This window comes from Mycobacterium sp. IDUB_1 (assembly GCF_055419625.1).
In genome coordinates this window covers 1,112,502-1,133,568 of sequence record NZ_JBVAYA010000001.1, presented here as the reverse complement: position 1 = coordinate 1,133,568, position 21,067 = coordinate 1,112,502, and the positions used below count along the sequence as shown (strand labels likewise).

At 67.5% G+C, this 21,067-nt stretch carries 16 protein-coding genes and 1 tRNA gene; 5 read left to right on the top strand and 12 right to left on the bottom strand.

The window, feature by feature from the left end; genetic code table 11:
- The first annotated feature begins 28 nt into the window (after positions 1 to 28).
- Entirely contained in the window at positions 29 to 1,261 is a 1,233-nt protein-coding gene (locus ACZYYX_RS05705; protein WP_463813461.1) for a YibE/F family protein, read from the top strand.
- On the opposite strand, the gene ACZYYX_RS05700 is transcribed toward ACZYYX_RS05705, so the two are convergent.
- From ACZYYX_RS05700 to ACZYYX_RS05675, 6 genes are all read right to left on the bottom strand, one after another.
- Positions 1,258 to 3,399 carry an NHL repeat-containing protein gene (locus ACZYYX_RS05700; RefSeq protein ID WP_463813460.1) on the bottom strand — a complete coding sequence of 714 codons (2,142 nt, stop codon included), beginning with the start codon at positions 3,397 to 3,399 and terminating at the stop codon, positions 1,258 to 1,260. The two genes, ACZYYX_RS05705 and ACZYYX_RS05700, sit on opposite strands and share 4 nt — an antisense overlap.
- Before the next feature lie 124 nt (positions 3,400 to 3,523).
- A complete protein-coding gene (gene rfbA / locus ACZYYX_RS05695) occupies positions 3,524 to 4,387 on the bottom strand; it encodes a glucose-1-phosphate thymidylyltransferase RfbA (RefSeq protein ID WP_463813459.1) in 864 nt (287 codons plus the stop codon).
- A complete protein-coding gene (locus ACZYYX_RS05690) occupies positions 4,387 to 4,743 on the bottom strand; it encodes a nuclear transport factor 2 family protein (protein ID WP_463813458.1) in 357 nt (118 codons plus the stop codon). The genes rfbA and ACZYYX_RS05690 overlap by 1 nt, the downstream gene beginning before the upstream one ends.
- Positions 4,744 to 4,762: 19 nt before the next feature.
- Complete coding sequence (locus tag ACZYYX_RS05685; RefSeq protein ID WP_463813457.1) at positions 4,763 to 5,509, bottom strand: maleylpyruvate isomerase family mycothiol-dependent enzyme; 747 nt, start codon at positions 5,507 to 5,509, stop codon at positions 4,763 to 4,765.
- A 4-nt stretch (positions 5,510 to 5,513) separates the two neighbouring features.
- On the bottom strand, positions 5,514 to 6,836 hold the full coding sequence (locus tag ACZYYX_RS05680; RefSeq protein ID WP_463813456.1) for a cytochrome P450: 1,323 nt from the start codon (positions 6,834 to 6,836) through the stop codon (positions 5,514 to 5,516).
- Between the two features lie 9 nt (positions 6,837 to 6,845).
- A complete protein-coding gene (locus tag ACZYYX_RS05675) occupies positions 6,846 to 8,171 on the bottom strand; it encodes a UDP-glucose dehydrogenase family protein (protein ID WP_463813455.1) in 1,326 nt (441 codons plus the stop codon).
- A 127-nt stretch (positions 8,172 to 8,298) separates the two neighbouring features.
- On the opposite strand from ACZYYX_RS05675, the gene ACZYYX_RS05670 reads away from it, so the two are divergent.
- Complete coding sequence (locus tag ACZYYX_RS05670; RefSeq protein ID WP_463813454.1) at positions 8,299 to 8,916, top strand: DUF4232 domain-containing protein; 618 nt, start codon at positions 8,299 to 8,301, stop codon at positions 8,914 to 8,916.
- Here ACZYYX_RS05670 and ACZYYX_RS05665 read toward each other — a convergent pair.
- Both ACZYYX_RS05665 and dcd read right to left on the bottom strand, forming a co-directional pair.
- A complete protein-coding gene (locus ACZYYX_RS05665) occupies positions 8,913 to 10,541 on the bottom strand; it encodes a DUF7159 family protein (protein WP_463813453.1) in 1,629 nt (542 codons plus the stop codon). The genes ACZYYX_RS05670 and ACZYYX_RS05665 overlap by 4 nt on opposite strands.
- 194 nt (positions 10,542 to 10,735) lie before the next feature.
- The gene (dcd, locus tag ACZYYX_RS05660; RefSeq protein ID WP_463813452.1) at positions 10,736 to 11,308 is read right to left on the bottom strand and encodes a dCTP deaminase; all 573 of its coding nucleotides are present in this window, start codon (positions 11,306 to 11,308) and stop codon (positions 10,736 to 10,738) included.
- Between the two features lie 430 nt (positions 11,309 to 11,738).
- Here dcd and ACZYYX_RS05655 point away from each other — a divergent pair, with 430 nt between their 5' ends.
- Both ACZYYX_RS05655 and ACZYYX_RS05650 read left to right on the top strand, forming a co-directional pair.
- Positions 11,739 to 14,852: a tandem-95 repeat protein gene (locus tag ACZYYX_RS05655; RefSeq protein WP_463813451.1), complete on the top strand. Its 3,114-nt coding sequence runs from the start codon at positions 11,739 to 11,741 to the stop codon at positions 14,850 to 14,852.
- Positions 14,853 to 14,937: 85 nt separating this feature from the next.
- Positions 14,938 to 15,011 (top strand) — tRNA-Gly (locus ACZYYX_RS05650).
- A 26-nt stretch (positions 15,012 to 15,037) separates the two neighbouring features.
- On the opposite strand, the gene ACZYYX_RS05645 is transcribed toward ACZYYX_RS05650, so the two are convergent.
- Genes ACZYYX_RS05645 through ACZYYX_RS05635 form a run of 3 tightly spaced genes read right to left on the bottom strand, consistent with a single transcriptional unit; the run spans position 15,038 to position 18,788 of the window.
- Positions 15,038 to 16,786 (bottom strand): nitric oxide reductase activation protein NorD, encoded by a 1,749-nt coding sequence (locus tag ACZYYX_RS05645; protein ID WP_463813450.1) that lies wholly within the window; start codon positions 16,784 to 16,786, stop codon positions 15,038 to 15,040.
- Positions 16,773 to 17,612: an AAA family ATPase gene (locus tag ACZYYX_RS05640; protein WP_463813449.1), complete on the bottom strand. Its 840-nt coding sequence runs from the start codon at positions 17,610 to 17,612 to the stop codon at positions 16,773 to 16,775. The genes ACZYYX_RS05645 and ACZYYX_RS05640 overlap by 14 nt, the downstream gene beginning before the upstream one ends.
- A 3-nt stretch (positions 17,613 to 17,615) precedes the next feature.
- A complete protein-coding gene (locus tag ACZYYX_RS05635; protein ID WP_463813448.1) occupies positions 17,616 to 18,788 on the bottom strand; it encodes a spirocyclase AveC family protein in 1,173 nt (390 codons plus the stop codon).
- Positions 18,789 to 18,894: 106 nt separating this feature from the next.
- Here ACZYYX_RS05635 and ACZYYX_RS05630 point away from each other — a divergent pair, with 106 nt between their 5' ends.
- Positions 18,895 to 19,497 (top strand): TetR/AcrR family transcriptional regulator, encoded by a 603-nt coding sequence (locus ACZYYX_RS05630; protein ID WP_463813447.1) that lies wholly within the window; start codon positions 18,895 to 18,897, stop codon positions 19,495 to 19,497.
- Here ACZYYX_RS05630 and ACZYYX_RS05625 read toward each other — a convergent pair.
- Positions 19,484 to 21,043 carry an alpha/beta hydrolase family protein gene (locus ACZYYX_RS05625; protein WP_463813446.1) on the bottom strand — a complete coding sequence of 520 codons (1,560 nt, stop codon included), beginning with the start codon at positions 21,041 to 21,043 and terminating at the stop codon, positions 19,484 to 19,486. The genes ACZYYX_RS05630 and ACZYYX_RS05625 overlap by 14 nt on opposite strands.
- Positions 21,044 to 21,067 lie beyond the last annotated feature (24 nt).

Sequence of the window (21,067 nt, the reverse complement as noted above, 5' to 3'; positions counted from 1 at the left end):
GCCAGCTGCGCGGCCTACTCTGTCGGAGGTGGCGCACTCGCATTCCCATTCACACTCGCTGGGCGGCCCGTCGCCACTGGGTCCGCTGGCAGCCAAGGTCGTCGTCATCCTCCTCGCGCTCTGCGGCATCGCGGTCGCGATCGGGCTGGTGGTGCTGTGGCCCAGCAGCCAGAAGGCTGACATCCCGCTGCCGTTCCAGAACAGTGCCGGCGGCGCCGTCACCACCGAGGCGGGCCACGTCGTGTCGAGCACGACCGCGACCTGTGGCAGCCCGTCGGCCGGCGCGGTTCTCACCGCGGATCCGATCCCGGCGCCCGGGCAGGGTGCGCAGTGCGTGCAGACGCTGGTCGACATCGACTCCGGGCCGAACCAGGGCGCCACGACGCTGCTCGAGTTCAGCGGCGGCCCCGGGCAACCCCATCTGGCCGTGGGCGACCACATCCGCGTCAGCCGGCAGGTCGACGACGCCGGGACCACGAGCTATGCGTTCTACGACTTCGAGCGGACGTGGCCGCTGACCGTGCTGGCCGCGGTCTTCGCCGTGGTGATCGTCGCGGTCGCGGGCTGGCGTGGCCTGCGTGCACTGGTCGGCATCGTGATCGCCTTCGGTGTGCTGGTGGTGTTCCTGCTACCGGCGTTGCGTGACGGGGCACCCGCGGTTCCGGTGGCGCTGGTCGCGTCGGCTGCGATCCTGTTCGCCGTCATCTACCTCGCACACGGTGTCAGCCTGCGCACCAGCGCCGCGCTGCTCGGAACGTTGACCGCGCTCCTTCTCGCCGCCGTACTGTCCTGGGCCGCAATCGAACTGGCCCATCTGACGGGACTGTCGGAAGACCAGAACAACGAGGTCGCCGCCTACCTGGGCAACGTCTCGATCACCGGATTGTTGTTGGCGGGCTTCATCATCGGCTCTCTCGGCGTCCTCAACGACGTCACCATCACGCAGGCCTCGGCCGTGTTCGAGCTGGCCGGAGTCGAATCAGCAGGCCGGCGGGCCGTGTTCGTCGGCGCGATGCGGGTGGGGCGCGACCACATCGCCAGCACCGTCTACACGCTGGTGCTCGCCTATGCCGGCAGCGCGTTGCCGCTCCTGCTGCTGTTCAGCGTCGCCAATCGGTCACTCGGCGACGTGCTGACCAGTGAGAGCGTGGCGATCGAGATCGCCCGCTCGGCGGTCGGCGGCATCGCACTGGCGCTGTCGGTGCCGCTGACCACCGGCATCGCGGCGGTGCTGGCCACCCCGAACCGTGCCGCGACCTAGACCACGGGCACGATGGTGTGCACGGTGGTGAAGCCGTCGGCGCTGACCGTGGTGACGTAGACGGTGCCATCGGGGCCGACGACGGGGATGTCCGTCGGACGCGTGCCGTCGTCGAGGTCGAGCACCTTGGTCACTCCGGTCGTGGTGAACGCGTACACCGCCGGGTCGTCGGGGGCGTTACTCGCGGCGTAGCCAGTGCCGTCGGGCCCGAACACAAGCGTCTGCACGGGGTAGATCGGGTATGCCGTGGTCACGGGATGTGTCAGCGTCTGGGCCACCCCCGTCAATCCGGTGGAGTCGAAGCCGACGATCTGCAGGCCGAGAGCGGGATCGTTGCGCAGGATCAGGTAGCCGCTGCCGTCGGGGGCGAACTGGACGTCGGCCTGACCGCTGACGAGCGCCGGGCCTCGCACCTCGGGTGAGAAGGTGTCGTTCGACAAGGTCAGCAGGATCTGCGCGGTCGCTGCGCCGCCGAGTTGACGCACCTGGTTGATCTGATAGGCCGCGCCGTCGGGACCGAAGAACACATTGCCCGGCACGGTCCCTGCGGGCAGCGCGATGGTGCGGTTGACCGACCCATCGGGGTTCAGCACAGCAAGGTAATTCGAGCCGTCCGCGGTGTAGGTGACGTATCCGTTGTCGTCGGTTTGTTCTCCCCCGCCGAGGACCTGGTTGGCGGCAGTCAGGAATGGTGCGGTGCCGGGCAGTTCGACGGTGCTGCGTGTGGTGCCATCGGGACTGATGACGACGACCGGCGTGCTGGCGGGGTCTCTGACCACGGCGTAGATCGTGCCCTCTGCACTGACCTGGAAGCTGCGCAGGCGTGCGTCGATGACCCTCGGCGTGGTGATGGCGGTCGGGTTGATGATGTAGATGGACGTGCTGCCGTTGCCGACATCGGTGTTGCCCGGGTAGGTGACGGTCGCGAGGTAGACGCCGTCGTTCTTCACCGTGTAGACGCTCGGCAGACCCGCCACGGTGCGAATGGTGCTGTCGCCGTCTCGCATCGTGTAGATCCGAGTTGTCTTGCCACCGAACAGCGTTCGGACTCCGACGGGAAGGTAGATGTATCCGTCCTCGCCGCGGATCGGGTCCATGCCGTCGGTCCCGCCGGGCAACAGGAATGTCTTCGTCTTCCCGTCTGGTCCGATGGCACGCAGCGTCCGACTACCGAACTGGGACGACACCAGGTACGCACTGCCGTCGATCGCCAGCGTCACGCTCGTGTCGGAAGCGTATGTCCGCACCGTGTTGGTCGGCGAGACGCGGACCGTGCGGTAGTCGATGTTCCCGATGGGGCTGAAGATGAAGGGGATGTTGGTGCCGAAGTACAGCGAACCGTCGGCCCCCACCTGCGGCCGTCCGCTGGTGAATCCGGCGACCGTCGCGATCTTCGTGACCTCGCCCTGACTGTTCACCGACCACAGCGTGGAGCGGGTGGCGCGGTCGTTGGTCGTGACGACCACCAGCGAGCCATCCGGCCTGGCGACCGGGATCGACGAGCCCGATGTACCGGCGATCGCATCGCTGGTGGTGATGACGTTCCCGCTGCTGTCGACGATGCTGACGCGGGTTCCGTCCGCGTCGTGAGTGACCTGATACACCGTGCCGGTCGAGCCGATGACCACGGGTCCGTCCGGCACTCCACGGATCTCGGTGTCGGCGGGGTCTGCCACTAAGGAGGGGCTCGCCTGGACGGCGCTCGAGGTTGCCGCCGCTGCTGCCCGGTCGGCCCGGCGCTCCTCGGCCTGCTGGCGGGCAGAGGCGAGCATCGTCAGAAGCAGAGGCGCGGCGGCGGGCTCGGAATCGTCGTCGCGGTCGTCCTTCCCGGCTGCCGGCCGCGGCGTGAACAGGGGTTTGAACAGCCGGCCTTTGGTGGGCGCTTCTGCTTCGCTTTCAGTATCTGCTGATGAGACAACCGATTTCGCATCGTCGGCGTCGGCGGCCTCGGCCGGCTTCGCGCCGAACCCGCGCTTGGCTAGCGGCTTGTCGGCCTTCTTGTCAGCCTTCGTGTCAGCCTTCGTATCCGCTGAGGCTTTCGCGGGGCCGGCGGAGGCGCTGACCGACGGGGTGTCGTCAGGTTGGGCCCAGGCCACGGTCGGTACCGCTGCGATCGCGGAGCCGATTCCCAATGCCACGGCTAATCCCCCGACACGACCTATGCAGTTCTCCCACGCCATGACTGGTCCTCCCCGTTGAGTTCACAGCAAACTTACGGCCAATACGGCTGTATGGCAATGAGCAATATATGCGCGAGTCGGGTCAGCGGTCCAGAAGCTCCAGAAGATACGCGCCGTAGCCAGACTTCAGGAGTTTATTTGCGCGCGCGGCTAATTCGTCGTCGCTGATGAAACCGACCCGCCACGCTACCTCTTCGGGCACGCTGATCTTGAGGCCCTGTCTGCGTTCGATCGTGCGTACGTAATCGCTCGCGTCGAGCAACGAGTCGAACGTCCCCGTGTCCAGCCAGGCCGTACCGCGCGCGAGCACCTCGACGCTGAGCCGGCCCTGCTCGAGATACCGCTGGTTGATTTCGGTGATCTCGTATTCGCCCCGCGCCGATTTTCGTAGCGAGCGCGCGATCTCGATGACGTCGTTGTCGTAGAAGTACAGGCCCGGCACCGCGTAGTGCGATTTCGGTGTGGCCGGTTTCTCCTGCAGCGACAACGCCGTCCCGTCGTCGTCGAACTCCACCACACCGTAGGCGGACGGATCAGCGACCCAGTACGCGAAGATCGATCCGCCCTCGACGGTGTGGAAACGCCGCAGGCTGGTTCCCAGTCCGGGACCGTAGAAGATGTTGTCGCCCAACACGAGTGCCACCGAATCGGTTCCGATGTGGTCGGCGCAGATCATGAAAGCCTGTGCCAGGCCCTCGGGTTCGTCCTGCACGGCGTAGCTGAGATTGACACCGAAGTCCGCCCCGTCGCCGAGCAGCCGGCGAAACGCGGGCGCGTCCTCGCGGGTGGTGACGACGGCGATGTCACGGATACCCGCCATCATCAACGTCGACAGCGGGTAGTAGATCAGCGGCTTGTCGTACACCGGCAGCAGCTGCTTGCTGGCACCCATGGTGATCGGGTACAGCCGGGTGCCAGATCCGCCGGCCAGGATGATGCCGCGCATCAGCCGGTGAGGTCTGCTTCGGTGAGTTCCGTGGCGGCCAGCGCGGCAGCCAGATCGTCGTGCCGGAACACCGATGTCACGTGATCGGCGACCACCCTGAAGGCCGACGCGGCCGGACCTTCGCCTTCGACCTTCTCCTCGACCACGACGACACCGTCGTGCACGTAGATGCGACCGGGTTCGATCGTGCGGCCCAGTCCCTGCGCCCAGGACCGCAGTGCGGCGTGACCCTGTGCCGCGCCGTGGGCGTCACCGATCTCGATGTCGTCGCTGGACAGCGACACCAGCGTGTCGAGGTCGCCGGCGTTGAGGGCGTCGTGCCAGGCGAGCACGGTCGCCATCTCCGAAGTGGTCATGATCGAGAGCTTAGGCCGCTCAGAACGGCGTGCGTTCCAGCCAGCCGTCCCAGACGGCGGTGTCGCCGTGAACCTCGAGGCCCGCATCGGCGGTGCCGATGCGGCGCACCGTGGCCAGCAGCAGATTCGTCGCCGGGCCCCGCAGCGCCACACTGCCCTTGCCGTGGTCGTGTGACCACCACACGCCTTCTGCGTCGTGGACGATCATCCACTCCCCCGTCGGTCCCAAATCCGAATCGGTGGCGTGAAGGTGAATGGATTGGTCCCGGTCCAGGGCCGGCGGACGCCGCCGGTCCTCGGTCACACGGTCGATCCACTCACTGAGGGCATCCGCGGCCAGATCCGGCGCCAGCTCGAACGGCACACCGAGGGCCAGGGCAGCGTCGGCACGGTGCACGGTGGCCTCGTGCAGTCGTCGCCGTATCCACCAGCCCGCCGGTCGGGGCCCGACGAACGTCCACACGCGAGTCTCGGCGCCGACCCGATCGATCGCCTCGCCGATCAGTTCCGCGCCCCTCACCAGCCAGTCCGCGGCAGCGTCCGGGTCGTCCGGCGGTTTGCCGTCGCGCACGTCTCTCGGATCGAGCTCCTGGTTGCGGCGCTCGAGGATCATCTGTGCGGCCCAACGGTTTCCGCGTCCGACGTGACGGAACAACTGTTTGAGGTTCCAGTCGCCGCACGTCGGCACCGGTGTCGCCGGGTCTGCCGTACGGATCAGATCGCCGAAAGCTCGAGTCTGCTCGAGCAGAGCTGCTCGGAAGTCCACCACCTCACGCTAGCGCGGTGCGCGCGCTCCCAAGGGTGATCGGCAATGTTGACCACCCGCGCAGCACGCGGGTGTCCCTCCGCTGGGCGGTTCCGGCGAGCTGCGCACCGGGGTAGCGCTCGAAGAAGGTGCGCAACCCGACTTCGCCCTCGGTGCGGGCCAACGCGGCGCCGAGGCAGAAGTGCCGGCCACCGGAGAACGACAGGTGCTTGCCCGCGTTCTCCCGCTCGAGGTCGAAGCGGTGCGGATCGGTGAACACCTTGGGATCGCGGTTCGCCCCGGCCAGGTGGAGGATGATCAACTCGCCCCGGGTGATGTGGGTGCCGGCGATGTCGACGTCCTTGCGGGCGAAGCGGGCGCTCATCTGCACGGGTGAGTCGAGCCGGAGCACCTCCTCGACGGCGGTGGGCCACAGCTCGGGGCGGGCGGCCAGTGTCTCGAGGTGTCCGGGCGACTGCAGGAGCATTCGGATGCCGTTGCCCAGCAGGTTGACCGTGGTCTCGAAGCCGGCTGCGAGGACCAGGCCCGCGGTGGCCAGGAGCTCGCGCTGGGAGAGCTGGGCGCCTTCCTCAGCCTGCGCGCTGGCCAGGATCAGCTGGCTCATCAGGTCATCGCCGGGATTTCGGCGCAGCTCGTCGAGGTGATGGGTCAGCCATGCGTTGAACCCGACGAGGCCTTGGTGGACACTCGTGTACTGCTTCCAGGACAGGCCGATGTCCAGGCTGGGGGCGGCGAGTTCGCCGAAGCGCAGGATCTGCTGCCGGTCCGCCTCCGGCACACCCAGGATGTCGCTGATGACCGCAACCGGCAGCTGGGCGCAGTAGGCGTCCACGACGTCGACGACGCCGTTCTCACCCTCGAGGCGGTCCAGCAGCCCGTCCGCAGTGTCCTGTACGCGGTCGCGCAGCGCGGCGACCGCGCGAGTGGTGAACACCGACGACACCATCTTGCGGCAGCGGGTGTGCTCGGGCGGTTCGATCGACAGCAGCGACGGAGGCTCGATCGGGTGCAGCAGCCCGGTGCGGGTCTTCTCGTTGATGCGTTGCAGGATCGGGGGCAGGCCGGCCCCGAGGCTCATGACGTGGAAGTCGTCGGAGCGCAGGACCTCGTTGGCGACGGCGTGGTCGAACGTCATCAGTGCTGTGCGGGAGCGGACGACGGGGCCGCGAGCTCGCATCTCGTCGGCGAACGCCGCGGGATCTGCCCTCACCGCGGGATCGGCGATCAGCCGGGCCTGCGGATCACCGCGCCGGGCGCCGACCCTGGACAGGCCGCGGACGATGCCGTGCAGGACCAACCATCGCAGCCGGTGTTGGAATCCAGACATCACCTGAGCTTAGCCAGCTGGTCTACCCAGCGCATAGAGCTTCCAGCCGGCCTGCCGCCACCGCTCGATGGCAAGGCAATTACGGCCATCGACAATGACTTTGGTGCGCACCGTATCGGCGAGCGTCTCGGGGTCCAGGTCGACGAACTCGTCCCACTCGGTCAGCACCAGGACAGCGTCGGCACGGTCGCAGGCCTCGGCGACCGACGTCGCGTACGTCAGGGTAGGGAACAGCCGGCGCGAGTTCTCCATCGCTTTGGGGTCGTAGACGTTGACGGTCGCGCCGTTGAGCTGCAGCAACCCGGCAACGTTCAATGCAGGCGAATCGCGGACGTCGTCGGACTCGGGTTTGAACGCCGCCCCCAGGACGGCCACGTTGGCGCCGAGCAGAGAGCCTCCGCATGCGGTGGTCGCCAACTCGACCATGCGGGTACGGCGGCGCATGTTGATGCTGTCGACCTCGCGCAGGAACGTGAGCGCGTGATTGGCGCCGAGCTCGCCGGCTCTCGCCATGAACGCGCGGATGTCCTTGGGCAGGCAGCCGCCACCAAAACCCAAGCCGGCGTTGAGGAACCGTCGCCCGATGCGGGCGTCGTACCCCAGGGCGTCGGCCAGCGTCGTCACGTCGGCGCCGGCGGCCTCGCAGACCTCGGAGATCGCGTTGATGAACGAGATCTTGGTGGCCAGAAAGGCATTCGCGGAGACCTTGACCAGTTCCGCCGTCTGCAGATCGGTCAACAGGAACGGTACGCCGTCCTCGAGCAGCGGCGCGTACAGCGCCCGGATCGCGGCCTCGGCCAGCTGCGACTCCTTTTGTACGCCAACGACGATGCGGTCGGGATGCAGTGTGTCGTGGACGGCGAGTCCTTCTCGCAGGAACTCGGGATTCCACGCGATCTCGACGGGTATCCCTTCCGGGCTCAGCGCAGCGGCGCGGTCGACGAGATCGGCTGCGGTTCCGACGGGCACGGTGGATTTACCGACGATCACCGCGGGGCGGCGCAACTGGGGTACGAGCGCATCGATCACCGCGTACACGTGCTTCAGGTCGGCGCCGTATTCACCCTTCTTCTGCGGTGTTCCGACGCCGAGGAAGTGGACGTCGGCGAAGTCGGCAGCCTCGGCGTAGTCGGTGGTGAAGTGCAGTCGGCCGGTATCGAGGTTGCGCTGCAACATCTCTGGCAGTCCCGGCTCGTAGAACGGGACGTCGCCGCTGGCCAGTTTGGCGATCTTGCCGGGGTCGATGTCGACGCCGATCACCTCGTGGCCGAGCTCTGCCATCCCGACGGCATGGGTGGCGCCGAGGTAACCGGTGCCGAAAACGGTGCATCGCATAGTGCCTCTATAGGTGCCCGGAATGAGGTGGTCATAACGCGACACTGGCCGCCAGATCAACGGGAAGTGACGGTCGCGTGCCGCGAAATTGGGATCGGTAGCCCGCGGCGTGCTCTGTACTGATGCCATGAGGACAACACCCCTGCTCATCTCAGGTGCCGCCGCGGCGCTTCTGCTCGCCGGCTGCGGTTCCGACCGCCCCGAGGCGCCGTCGACGACGACGACGGTCACCGTGACGGCTGCGCCCTCCACGACCACAAAGCCGTCTGCAACCGCGGAGCCATCCGCAACCGCGTCCCCGGCGCCGTCCACTACGGCCGCCCCGCCCCCGTCACCAACGGAAACAACGCCTGCCGTACCGGCGGCGTGCGGCAACAACGATCTGACCGTCGCCGCGGGACCCGTGGCCGAGGCGGACACGCTGCGCCGGGTGGACGTGACGTTCACCAACAGCTCAGCGCAGGCGTGTGTCCTCGTGGGCTATCCGGGCGCCGACCTGGTGACGGCGGCCGGCGGAGTGCTGGTGCATGTCGAGCGCCGGCCGCAGAACTCCGCACCGCATCTGGAGCTGCAGCCGGGCGAGAAGGCGACCGCCGACGTGCAGTCGTCGGCGATCGACACCGCTACAGGCAACGGATGTGGGCGCACCGGAACGCTCGTCGTCACGGCACCCAACACGACGAAATCACACCTACTGGAGGTGAACCTGCCGATCTGCGACGCGACGATCAGCTCGGTCGGCTAGCCGCGGCCGCCCCCACCGGGCGCGCAGAAGATCAGGAAACACTTCTCGCCGCCCGAGGGTCCGCTGCCCGAACCGCCACGCGACGACGACCCCGAACCGCTCGGCCCACCGAAGCCGGCGGAACCACCCGAACCGCCGTAACTGCCGGACCCGCTGGGGTAGTCGTCACCACCGCGACCGCTCCCGGAGCTCGATCCGGGCCACTGCGGCGTCTGCGGCACCGACGGCACCTGAGGAACCTGCGGCTGCGTCACCGGCGGCGTCCACGGCGGGGTCTCCGGCTCGTCGGGCTCGGGAGCCTCCGGCTGGCTCGGCCATGTCCACGCGGGCTTCGGCGGCGCGAACACCGGCCATTGCCGCTGCGGCACCACGATGATCGGCCGAGGCACCACGACGGGCGCAGGCACCGGGGCCACGACCGGGGGTGCCGGCACCGGCGCGGGAGGCGGCGCCGCCGGGGCGGGCGCGGGAGCCGGGGCGGCGGGAGCCGGAGCGGGGGCCTGCTCGACGTAGACGGTGCGCGGCGCCTGCTGTGGAGTCTGCTGCACCGCGACGGGCACCGGAGGCTTGATGGTCTCCGCCGATGGCGGCGGGTCGGCCGGCACCTGGGCGGCCTGCTCGATCGGCGCGGGCGCGGGAGCCTGGCTGCTCGGCACGATCGCCGCCTGCGCGGGACTCGGCCGCGAGTCGACCGTCGGACGAATGCTGACGGCGAGCGAAATGACCAGGGCGACGACACCGATGACGAACACCGACGTCAACGCGCTGCCGACCAGGAGGAACGGCTTGCGGCCCTCCTCGGCCTCACGCATCTCGGTCTGTACGAACTCGTCGACCACCTCGGCGCCGACGGGCGCGAGCTGGGTGTCGGCGCCGGCGAGCCCGGCATACACCGAGCCGGCGGTGTCGCCGTCGGGATCTTGCGAGTAGGCGAGCCCGACGGTGGTCGCTTCGAAGGCCGGCGCGGCCGCGGACGCCAGCGCTGCGCCGCGGGCCAGGGCGAGATCCGCATCGTCGGGCGCGCTGACAGGCAGGGCGACGAGGTGTTCGAGATGGGACTTCACGGAGCTGACGTCGACACCGGAGCCGACGACGAACATTCCCTGCGGCGGGGTGTCCTGCGCGGCCACCGCGTGAGCCATCTCGGTGAGCACGGCCATGGCGTCGGTGCTGTGCAGGGAACGGCTGAGGACTTTGACCACCGAGCCGTCGTCGGTGCGGACCACCGACAGCGTCGCGGTGTCCCGGTCGACGAAGAGCAGAGCGGTCGTGTCGTATCCGACCGCGCGCCCAACCGCTTGCGCCAACGAGGCGGCGGCATGGCTTTCGGCGACGAGCATGACGTCGTCGATGCCCTGCGCGGTGAGCGCGTCGCGTAGAGCCGACGCCTCGGTGTGGTCACTCCACGTGACGCCGATGGATTTGAGGTGATGCCCCCCGGACTCCGCGCTCTCCTTGGTGCCCTGGATGGCGGCGACGACATGTTCGGCAACGTTTGCCGAAGCGTCGGGCGACGTGACGTCGAAGACGTCATGGTCAACGGTGACGCCGTCTGCCTTTTCGCCTTCCACCAGCACCATGCGGACCGTCGTAGGTGTCATCGACACACCGAGAACGATGTCCACTCGACCCCTCCAAATATTTGCTGCAGCCTGGTCGCTGTACGGGCCCACCTGGGCGGTGAGCACTGACAACTAGTACTTCATCGGCGCGGACAGCCACGGTGTTACACACGTCGCGGTTAGCTGTACGACGGTGATTCGCAGCCGGCGCGCCAGTTGTTATGACATTACCCGCCGGACGGTGATTCCCGCCGCGGTCAATTCGACCGGAGGAAGTTCTGGTACGACCGCGACGGCGTGGGGCCGCGTTGGCCCTGGTATTTCGAGCCCACCTTGTCGCTGCCGTAGGGATACTCGGCCGGGCTGGTGAGCCGCAGCAGACAGAGCTGGCCGATCTTCATGCCGGGCCACAACGTGATCGGCAGGTTCGCGACGTTCGACAACTCGAGCGTGATGTGGCCGGAGAACCCCGGATCGATGAAGCCCGCGGTCGAGTGCGTGAGCAGGCCGAGGCGGCCCAGCGAGGACTTGCCTTCCAGGCGGCCGGCGAGGTCGTCGGGCAGCGTGCAGCGCTCGAGCGTGGCACCGAGGACGAACTCTCCGGGGTGCAGTACGAACGGCTCCCCTTCTTTGGGCTCGACGAGGGTGGTGAGGTCGTCCTGCCGCAGTGCGGGGTCGATGTGCGTGTAGCGGGTGTTGTTGAAGACGCGGAAAAGGCTGTCGAGGCGGACATCGACGCTGGAGGGCTGGATCAGACTGTCGTCGCACGGGTCGACGCCGAGCCGTCCGGCGTCGATCTCGGCCCGAATGTCGCGGTCGGAGAGCAGCACGGGACGAGCGTAACGGCGGGAATCCGCCCGGGGGCGGGCGGCGGGCCTCCACACAGAACGCGCCGGTTGTGAACGGTTGGGAAAAATTCACAGAAAATCTTACGTCAGCAACAATTTTTCCCACAGATTCCCGCACGAATTTGCGAACGCATGTTAGCTTCGATCCCGTCACCAGTTTTGCTATCGGGGATGGCCGTGTGATGCGGCGACTGGTGTCTCTGTCCTATCCCACGTGTCGTCGTGGTGCGTTGCTGCCCGGGGGGCCATCGCGTCTGCACGTTCCACCGTAGTGCCTCAAATATCAAGTCCGGGCTGTCAATTGGGGGAAACATCCATGAAAGCACGGTCAAACAATCGGCACGCGACTGCGACAGCGGCGGCGCTCGCCCACGGTACCCACATCGGGCGCGTCGGCGCATTAGCTGTGGTAGTGGGAGTCGGGTTTGCGATAGCCAGCAGCGCCACCGGCGTCGCGTCGGCTGACAGCGACTCCACATCCACCAGCTCGTCCTCGGACAACCAGTCCGTCTCGCGGCCGGATTCCTCACCCTCCGCCACGTCGACGTCCACGCGAGGCAAGCGCGGCTCCACCAAGAACGACAGCTCCGCCAAGAACAACAGCTCCGCTGACGATGCGTCGCCGCGTACCCAACGACGCAACAAGCTCGAGAAGCCGGCCGCGCCCACACGAACGACCAGAACGGATGACGAGGACGCCGTCGAGGTCCGCGGGACTGACGCACCTGCGGTCGCAGCCCCCGACGCGGAGGCCACGCAGGCGGAAAGCGCCCCGAAGGCTCCCCTCCGCAGGTCTGTGGCGCGGCCGACGAGGACCCTCATCGCGACGTCGGTGGTGACGTCGCCGCACGTGGTGGCCGAGACGGCGGTCGTGGAGCTCGACGAACCGGCAGCGCCGGCCGAGCCCGACGCCCCCGCCGGTACCGGCCTGTGGAGCATGCTGAGCGTCGCGAACCGGGAGTCGCGGCGCACGCTGTTCAACCGTCGGCCCGTGCTGGACAACCAGCAGGTCGACGTAACGCTCGACGAGTACGAGGACGTCAGCGTCCCGATCGCGTTCGGCGGCACGGATGCCGACGACGACCCACTGACCTATCGGGTGGCGCGGGGAAAGTGGTTCGGCCCCAAGCACGGCACCGTCACCGTCGACCCCGCCACGGGGACATTCACCTATGACGCCGACAACGAGTTCGCACTCACCGGCGGCCGGGACAGATTCCTGGTGCGGGTGTCCGACTACGACAGCGACGACTTCCACGTCCACGGCCTGTTCGGGGGGCACAGCGACTGGGCGATCATCACCGTGAACGTCGCAGCGACCGACCGCGCGCCCGTGGCCGGCAACGACAGCGTCACCGTCGACGAAGACGGCCTGCTGATCGTCAGCCCGGGAGACCTGCTGGCCAACGACAGCGACCCTGACGGTGACGACCTGTCCATCGACGGTTACACCCAGCCTGAACACGGTGACCTCTGGATCAACCGCGACGGCACCTTCACCTACGACCCCGACGACGACTTCACCGGCACCGACACCTTCACCTACACCGTCACCGACGGCATCAAAGCCACGACCGCCACAGTCACCGTGACCGTGAACCCCGTCAACGACCCACCCGTCGCGACCGACGACGCCGTGTCCGTCGACGAGGACGGCCTGCTCGTCGTCAACCCGGCCGACCTGCTGGCCAACGACACCGATATCGACCGTGACGACCTCTCCGTCGAGGGCTACACCCAACCCGAGCACGGCGACCTCTGGATCAACCGCGACGGCACCATCAGCTACAACCCCGACGCGGACTTCACCGGCACCGACACCTTCACCTACACCGTCACCGACGGCACCGAAAGCGCCACGGCGACAGTCACGGTCACCGTCAACGCCGTCAACGACGCACCCGTCGCGACCGACGACGCCGTGTCCGTCGACGAGGACGGCCTGTTGATCGTCAACCCGGCCGACCTGCTCGCCGACGACACCGATATCGACGGTGACGACCTCTCCGTCGAGGGCTACACCCAACCCGAACACGGCGACCTCTGGATCAACCGCGACGGCACCATCAGCTACAACCCCGACGCGGACTTCAATGGCACTGACACCTTCACCTACACCGTCAGCGATGGCACCGAAAGCGTGACCGCCACAGTCACTGTCACGGTCAACGCCGTCAACGACGCACCCGTCGCCACCAACGACGCAGTGGAAGCCACCGAGGACACCTCAGTCACCTTCCCGCGAGATGCGCTGTTGGGCAACGACACCGATGCCGACGGTGACACGCTGACGGCGGTCATCGGGGCGGCGCCGGCCAACGGCACACTTGTCCACAACGCGGACGGCTCATTCACTTACACGCCCAACGCCAACTTCAACGGCACCGACACCTTCACCTACTCGGTGTCCGACGGCACCACGACCAGCGCGCTGGCCACGGTCACGATCACCGTCGCGGCCGTCGACGACGGGCCGGTGGCCACCGACGACGCGCTGGACGCCACCGAGGACACCTCGGTGACGTTCCTGCCGGGAACACTGCTGGGCAACGACGTCAGCACCTCGAGCGGAACGTTGGCCGTCGACTCGTTCACCCAGCCGGCCAACGGCACGCTGGTGCGCAATGGCGACGGCTCATACACCTACACGCCGAACGCGAACGTCTTCGGCGTCGACACGTTCACCTACACGGCGACGGATGGGACCTTCTCGAGCGGACCGGCGACGGTGACAGTGACCGTCGAGAGTGTCAACGACGCACCGGTGATCACGGGCGTGAACACCGGCGCCGCCGACCCGACGTCAGGAGAGGTGCGGGGCACGGTCGGCGCGACGGACCCTGAGGGTGGGACGATCACCTACAGCGCGCCGGTGAATACCCCGTACGGAAACGTGACGATCGATCCGAACACGGGCGCGTTCGTCTACACACCGACGGACGACGCGCGAGCGGCGGTCAGCGGCGGAACGACCGGCGGGACGATCAACCTCACCGATCCCTCGCAGGTCACCCAGGGCACGTTCGGCAGCACTACGGACGGACTACGCAACATCAGTCAACTGACTCAGCGCGGCGCCACCCGGAACTACATCGCGACGTTCTTCACCGCGACCGCCACGCAGACATACGTCTTCGGCCAGACGGAAGCCCCTGTGGACACCGTGATGATCATGTACCGCGGGACATTTGACCCCAGCTCGCCAGAGACCAGTGCCGTGGTTCTCAACGACGATAGCCGCGCACACACCGTGCCGGTGACCGGCTGTGGCGGCAACACGGGGTTCTGCCCGCGGGTCACGCTCGATCTCGTCGCGGGAGAGCAGGTCTCGATCGTCGTCACGACGTTCTCTGCGGGCAGACCCCTGGGACTTCCGCAGACCTTCTACACCAGCGGTCCGGGACGGTTTAGCACCACCCCGCCGGAGGACACGTTCCTGATCACCGCCACCGATTCGAGTGGCGCGACGACGACGGTTTCGGTGCAGGCGCCGATCACACCGCTGCCGGTGAGCGTCGCCCTCTGACCTGACGTGAGGACCTCGCCTGGTGTGCGCTCGAGCGCACACCAGGCGAGGTTTCGCGCGTGTTAGCCTTGCCCTTCACAACACGGCCGATGTAGTTCAATGGCAGAACATCAGCTTCCCAAGCTGAATACGCGGGTTCGATTCCCGTCATCGGCTCCACACACGCACCGACCTGCGTCAATCGACTACCGATGGAACAACGTCCGCTCTGAGACGAGCGGCGACCATCCGTACCTCTGCGAGCGGACACTCGTTGTCGACGGTGCGGCCAGTTCCCGCAGCACATTCAGGAAAAGCTTGTCCATCTGCGGGCTGAGTTCGGCGAGCTCCGCGGCACTCGCGTGCCCGACGGATCCGAACACCCGCGCGAGCGTCGCCGAGTCCGCCGCCGTGCCGATCGACAGGCACAGGCACGCGACACCGTCTGCGCGCAGCTCGGCCAGCGCCCGCTGGGTGTCGGCCTCGGCGTACTTTCCTTCGTACCCACTGTCGTAGGGATAGCCGTCGGAGAGCACGACGAGCAGTCGGTTGGGCGTTCCTGCTTGAGCTTTCACGATTTCGCCGGCCCCCCGGATGCCGGCGCCCAGACGGGTGAAGCCGAACGGTTGCAGCCCGTTGAGACGGGCTCGCTCCACCGCGCTGAAGCGTTGCGCGAAGGACTTGATGCGCAGCAGATGCACGTCGTGGCGACTCTGCGAGCGGAACGCGTAGAGCGCGACGCGGTCTCCGAGCTCTTCAAGGGTTACTGCGAGAGTGGCCGCGGCGCGACGCTGGTGGTCGTGCACGGTCAGCCCGCCGGCGTCGGTATCGGTAGCCGACCCCGAGGAGTCGAGCAGGATGAGCACCCCGAGGTTGCGAGCCAGCTTCCGCCGTTCGGTGTAGACGTTCTCCGGCGGCGACTGTCCGCAGCGCAGGTCGATGGCCATGTCGATGAGGGGGTCGAGGTCGAGTTCGTCGCCGTCGGGGCGGCCACGCAACACCGTCAGCCCGAGTCCCACCCGGGCCAGCCTGCGCGTGAGCACCTCGTCACGGGCCACGCCGCCGGCTGTCGCGTCGGCCGCCGCAGTGAGCGGTAGGTCAAGGACACGACACCAGTCGGGCCGATACCGACTGCTGAAGACGTCCCACTCCGGGTGGAGCGCACCGCCCACTCCTACTGCCGCCCCGGGTCTGTCCTCGTCGGAGAACTGGATCCGCGTCGGTAGTGGCCGGGCGCTTGCGCCCACCTCGCGCGTTCTGCGGGCTGACCCGACCCGCAGCTCGCCGCCGGCAGCGTTTCCCTCGGAGGGTTTGGAGTTGCCGAACAGCTTCTTGAGGAAGTCGGCGACGGTCGACGAACCGGTCAGCGGCGCCTCGAACAGCTGAAGGAGCTTGCTCCCCTCGGTCTCTTCGCGGTTGTCGTCGCTCTCGTCGTCGGTGTCCGACGGGGTGAGCTGCACACGTAAGTCGCCGTCACTCGGGGTGGAGCCGCGCGACGAGGTCGCCGTCAGGAGCCGGGACGGCCGCAGCACTCCGAACCAGGGCGGCGGCTCTTCGAGCCGAGTCCGGCTGCGCGCCAACGCAAGTGAATCCTCAGGGCTGCTCGTCAGTGGCCCGTCGGCGGGCGCGAGTGTGCCGGCCGACGGCATCCGGGCGGCCAGGTCGGCGAGCGCACGCCGACCCTCGAGGCCGAGATAGCGTCGCGCCACCGATGGCCGCCCCCGCAGGAATTTCACGTGCGTGGGACGCAGACTGCCGGCTCCCAGCAGCGCGCTCTGGACCAGCACCTCCCGCCGTTGTTCGGTGAGGTCACCGCCGACGGAGACGAACACCACTCCGCCGTCGGTGTAGGCCGCCTCACCCGCTGGGGCGGACGCCACCTCCAGCGACCGGCCGGCCACGAAGCCCGCCAGCAGCGCGAAGCGGCCGGGGCCGGAGGGGTCAGGCTCGGCCACGAGCCGACAGGACCGCGTCGACCAGCTCACCGAGGGCGCGGATCATGCCGGCATCGTCGGAGAGCACCTGGACGATGGCGGACTGCACGGCGCTGCGCACACTGAGCCCTTCCGCCACCAGGATTCCCGCCAGCACGAGCAGGCGGGTGGACACCACCTCGTGCAGCGGAGAACCGTCCAGGGTGCGGATCGCGGCGCCGACACTCACCATGGACTGTGCCGTGGTGACGTCGACACCGGATTCGCGCGCGACGACGTCGATCTCGATGTCGGGCGGCGGGAAGGCGAGCTCGATAGCGACGAACCGCTGCCGGGTCGACTGCTTGAGGTCCTTGAGGACGCTCTGGTAGCCGGGGTTGTAGGAGATCACCAGCTGGAAACCGGGCGCTGCCTGCAACGTGATGCCGAGGCGGTCGACCGGGAGTTCGCGCCGGTGGTCAGCCAGCGGGTGGATGACGACCGTGGTGTCCTGACGCGCCTCCACGATCTCGTCGAGATAGCAGATCGCCCCCGTCCGGACCGCGCGTGTCAGCGGGCCGTCCACCCAGACGGTCTCGCCACCCTTGAGCAGGAAGCGACCTATCAAGTCGGCTGACGTCATGTCTTCGTGTCCGGCCACGGTGATCAGGTCGCGCCCCAGGTCGTGGGCCATCGCCTCGACGAAGCGGGTCTTGCCGCATCCGGTGGGTCCCTTGAGTAGAACGGGCACACCCCGGCGGGCGGCCGCCCGAAAGACCTCGACCTCGTCTCCGACCGCCCGGTAATACGGTGCGGCGGAGGCGGTGTCAGGAAGCGGCGACGTTGTGGGTGTGGTTGTGATGGTCACTACTCAATTCCCCGTCTCGAAGGGCACGGTCCGAGGCATCTCGACGCCGTCGGGCAAAACCAGCTGTCCGTCGACGTTGACGTAGCCGGACTCGCGGGTGGGGATGGGCAGCGCGGGATCGGGGCAGGGGGTGTCGATGCCTGGGCCGCACAGCCCGTTGGTGAAGTACGAGCGCTTGACGGTGTCCTCCGGCCACGGGTCGCCGTGCATGGCGAAGAACTGGATCGGGACGTTGAACAACAGGAAGAAGCACGCGCTCACCGCGCCGAAGACCGCAAGGAACCGCGTGAACTGCTGGGTGACGAAACCGCCCCGCACGTGGTCCAGTCCGCGTTCGACGATGGTCCGGCCCCGATCGTCGGTGAAGTACCGCAGGCTGCACAGCGCGGCCTGCACGCCGGCCCACATCAAGCCTTCGTACACCGGCCACTGGTAATAGGTGCCGGCGTTCAACGACAGCGACTGGATCGCGCCGGGGTAGCTGTACAGCCCGGTGGGCAGCAAGATCAGGCCCTCCATCACGAAGTCGAGCACAAACGCGGCCGCGTAGGTGACGAGGATGAGCCGCAGGTTGCTGATGTCGGGCCAGCGCGACTTCACCTTCCGCATCAGCCAGCACCCGAGAATGGTCAGCATCAGCACACCGGCGGCGTAGCCGGGAGAGTTCGTGAAGATCGGCTCGGGCACCATTCGGCCGGGTTCGTCCGGTGAGACCCAGCCCGGGATGTACGGCGTCCAGGCTCCGAAATTGGGGAGCCAGCTGTTATAGGTGCACCAGGTGTTGAACCAGTTCAGCAGAGGGTCCTGGAAGAACATCAACCCCATCGAGATGAACAGCAGGCCGTCGAGGGTGATCCGGCGCTCTCGGCGCCAGGGCCTTATCAGGAACCAGTAGAAGGCGATCGGCAGGCCCACGCAGACCACGACCATGTTGAGGATCAGCGGGACCTTCATGTAGAGCGGCGGATCGCTGGGTCCGCCGGGAACTCGAGTGAAGTAAGGCCCCGAGACCCACCGGATCCACACGTAGAGCTGCAGCAGCAGAACAGCACCGCCTACTACGGCCCACACCCGGACCGCCCTGCTCGGGGGCTGTGCCGATGCGCCGAGATCGGGCACCGTGCCCAGTGTTTCGGTGACCGGGGACCCGCTCTTCCTGTTCGATGGCTCGCTCACGTCCGGTAGATCCTCTCGTCAAGCGCCGCATCCTGCGCTCACCGAGGATACCACTCAGTATCTGAGCATCCCAATGGTTTTTCAGAGTTTCTGGCAGACTCACAGCATGGTCGAGCGATGGACGCGGGAGCGTCGCCTAGAGCGCACGCGCACACTACTGCTCGACGCCGCCGAAGAGGTGTTCGCCGAAAAGGGTTTCACGTCAGCAAGTCTCGACGACATCGCGCGAGCAGCCGGATACACGAAGGGCGCGATCTACAAGCACTTCGCCACCAAAGAGGACTTCTTCCTCGCTGTCAGTGACCGCCACTGGCGTCGGTACTTCGACAACTTCGCCGACGTCCTCTCGGCGGCCACGGAGGTGGGCGCGCGAGAGCTCGACGCCATCGCCGCGCGCTGGCGTCAGCTAGCCGCCGATCGCGGAGCCGAGTACGCCGCGCTGGGTCTCGAGTTCGCGCTGTACCTCCATCGCAACCCGGAAGCGCGACCGCGCGTTGCCGCCAAGCGGGCCGAGGTCATCGAAGCACTGTCCCGATTCATCGTCGATGGCATCGACAACCTCGGTGGCTCGCTATCGATCTCGCCGGCGATCTTCGCCCAGATCTTGGTCTCTACAAGCGATTCCGTGGTGCTGGGCAGTCAGATCGATGACGTCGACCTGTTCCGCCCAGTCATCGAGATGTACCTGTCGGCCATCAAACTGCCCTGACCGGCACCTCGTGGCCCGGCAGTGGCTCGTAGACGAACCAGTTGCGGCCACCGAAGTCGAAGATCGCGGTCAGGACCGCCTCCACCACTGGGTTCCACACGGGGCGTGCCGGATAGCCCAGAGGCAAGACCACGGCGTCGGCGGTGCCTGCCGGCGTCGGGATCGGGATGTCCTGCCCGGGCAACCCGTAGATACCCTGCGAGGCCGTCCCGGAGAACAGGTCGTTCACCCAACCGGCCATCAGGATCTCGGCCGCCGCGATGTTCTGCGGCTTCGAGAAGCCCGCGGTGAGGTACTCGGCGAACTGGACGATCTTGTTGCCGCCCAACATGTAATCGATGTGCCGGCCGCCGACGAGATGGACCCCGTTGAAGTCGTCAGGCCGAGCGAGCTGGAGCTTGTCGGCCATGTCCCCGTTCCGGCTCCAGAAGTAGCGGTCCGACGAGATCAAATAGATGGGTCGATCGTCGGCGCCGCGCAGCTTCGACAGCGCGTTGTTGACGAACGGCGAGCCGGCGGGTTCGACGCCGTCGAGCATCACGATGCCCTGGAGGTCTTCGATCGCTCCGTTGTCGACGAGGAAGCCGGCGACGCTGGTGACCAGTGTGCCGCCCGCCGAGTGTCCGACCAGCACGAACTTCTGCGGCAGGGTGATGTCGTATCCTGCTGCGGCAGAAGCACTTTCGGTGAGCCCGGAGCGATCGCCGACGAACAGGTCGGCGACGGCGCGTTGGACGGTCGAGCCACCCACCCACTCCGCTGATGGAGAGAAGAAGTTCGACGACAGTGACGGAGCGACGACGATGCTGTCGGTGCGCTCGGCCAGACGCGCGACGGTGTAGCTGTAGATCGGCCCGCTGGCGAGGAACCCGTGCTGGAAGTAGATCAGCCGCGTGGAGTCGTCGGCGTCTTCCGGGAAGTACCAGTCGGCCTGTACGGACCGCCCCGTGCCGATGGGCAGCGTCAGGCTCGTCGTCCGCACGGTGACCGTGCTGTTCGGCGGAAGGACGGGCGGCCCGTCGGCGAGGTGGATGAGACCGACGAGGCTGTTGAGGACCAGCGATCCCACGACGTTCAGCAGGCGGGCGCGCCGAGGCGGGCTCGGCAGCGGCCCGTCATCGACCTGCGCCCGCGACACGAGGGATGGCGTGGCCTTCGGTGCGTGCGGCGTCATCTCGCGCAGCAGGACGCGATCCGGAGTCGCACGGTTCCCCCAGCGGCGCACTGGTGTGTCGTCGCGAGGCGACACCTGCTGCGTCGACCGCGCCGCGCGACGTGGTGCGGGGTCTGGCGATTCCCGGCCGTCGGCCGCCCGATGCCGAGGAAGCCATTGTGGACGGCGCTGATCTGCATCGGATCGTTCCGCGCGACGGGCCCGCGGCGACGATCCGGCCCGGGGCCCGGAGTCATTCGTAGCGCTGACCGTCGTCTGGCCGCCGTGCTCGTCCGGTTCCGCCGCCGCGACCCCGATGCCCAGGAACAGCCCTGCTGACATCGGCGCGGCCAGCACACCGAGCGTCACCGCGGCCGTCGATCGTCGCTTCACTCCGCTCCCCTCCAAAAATAGACA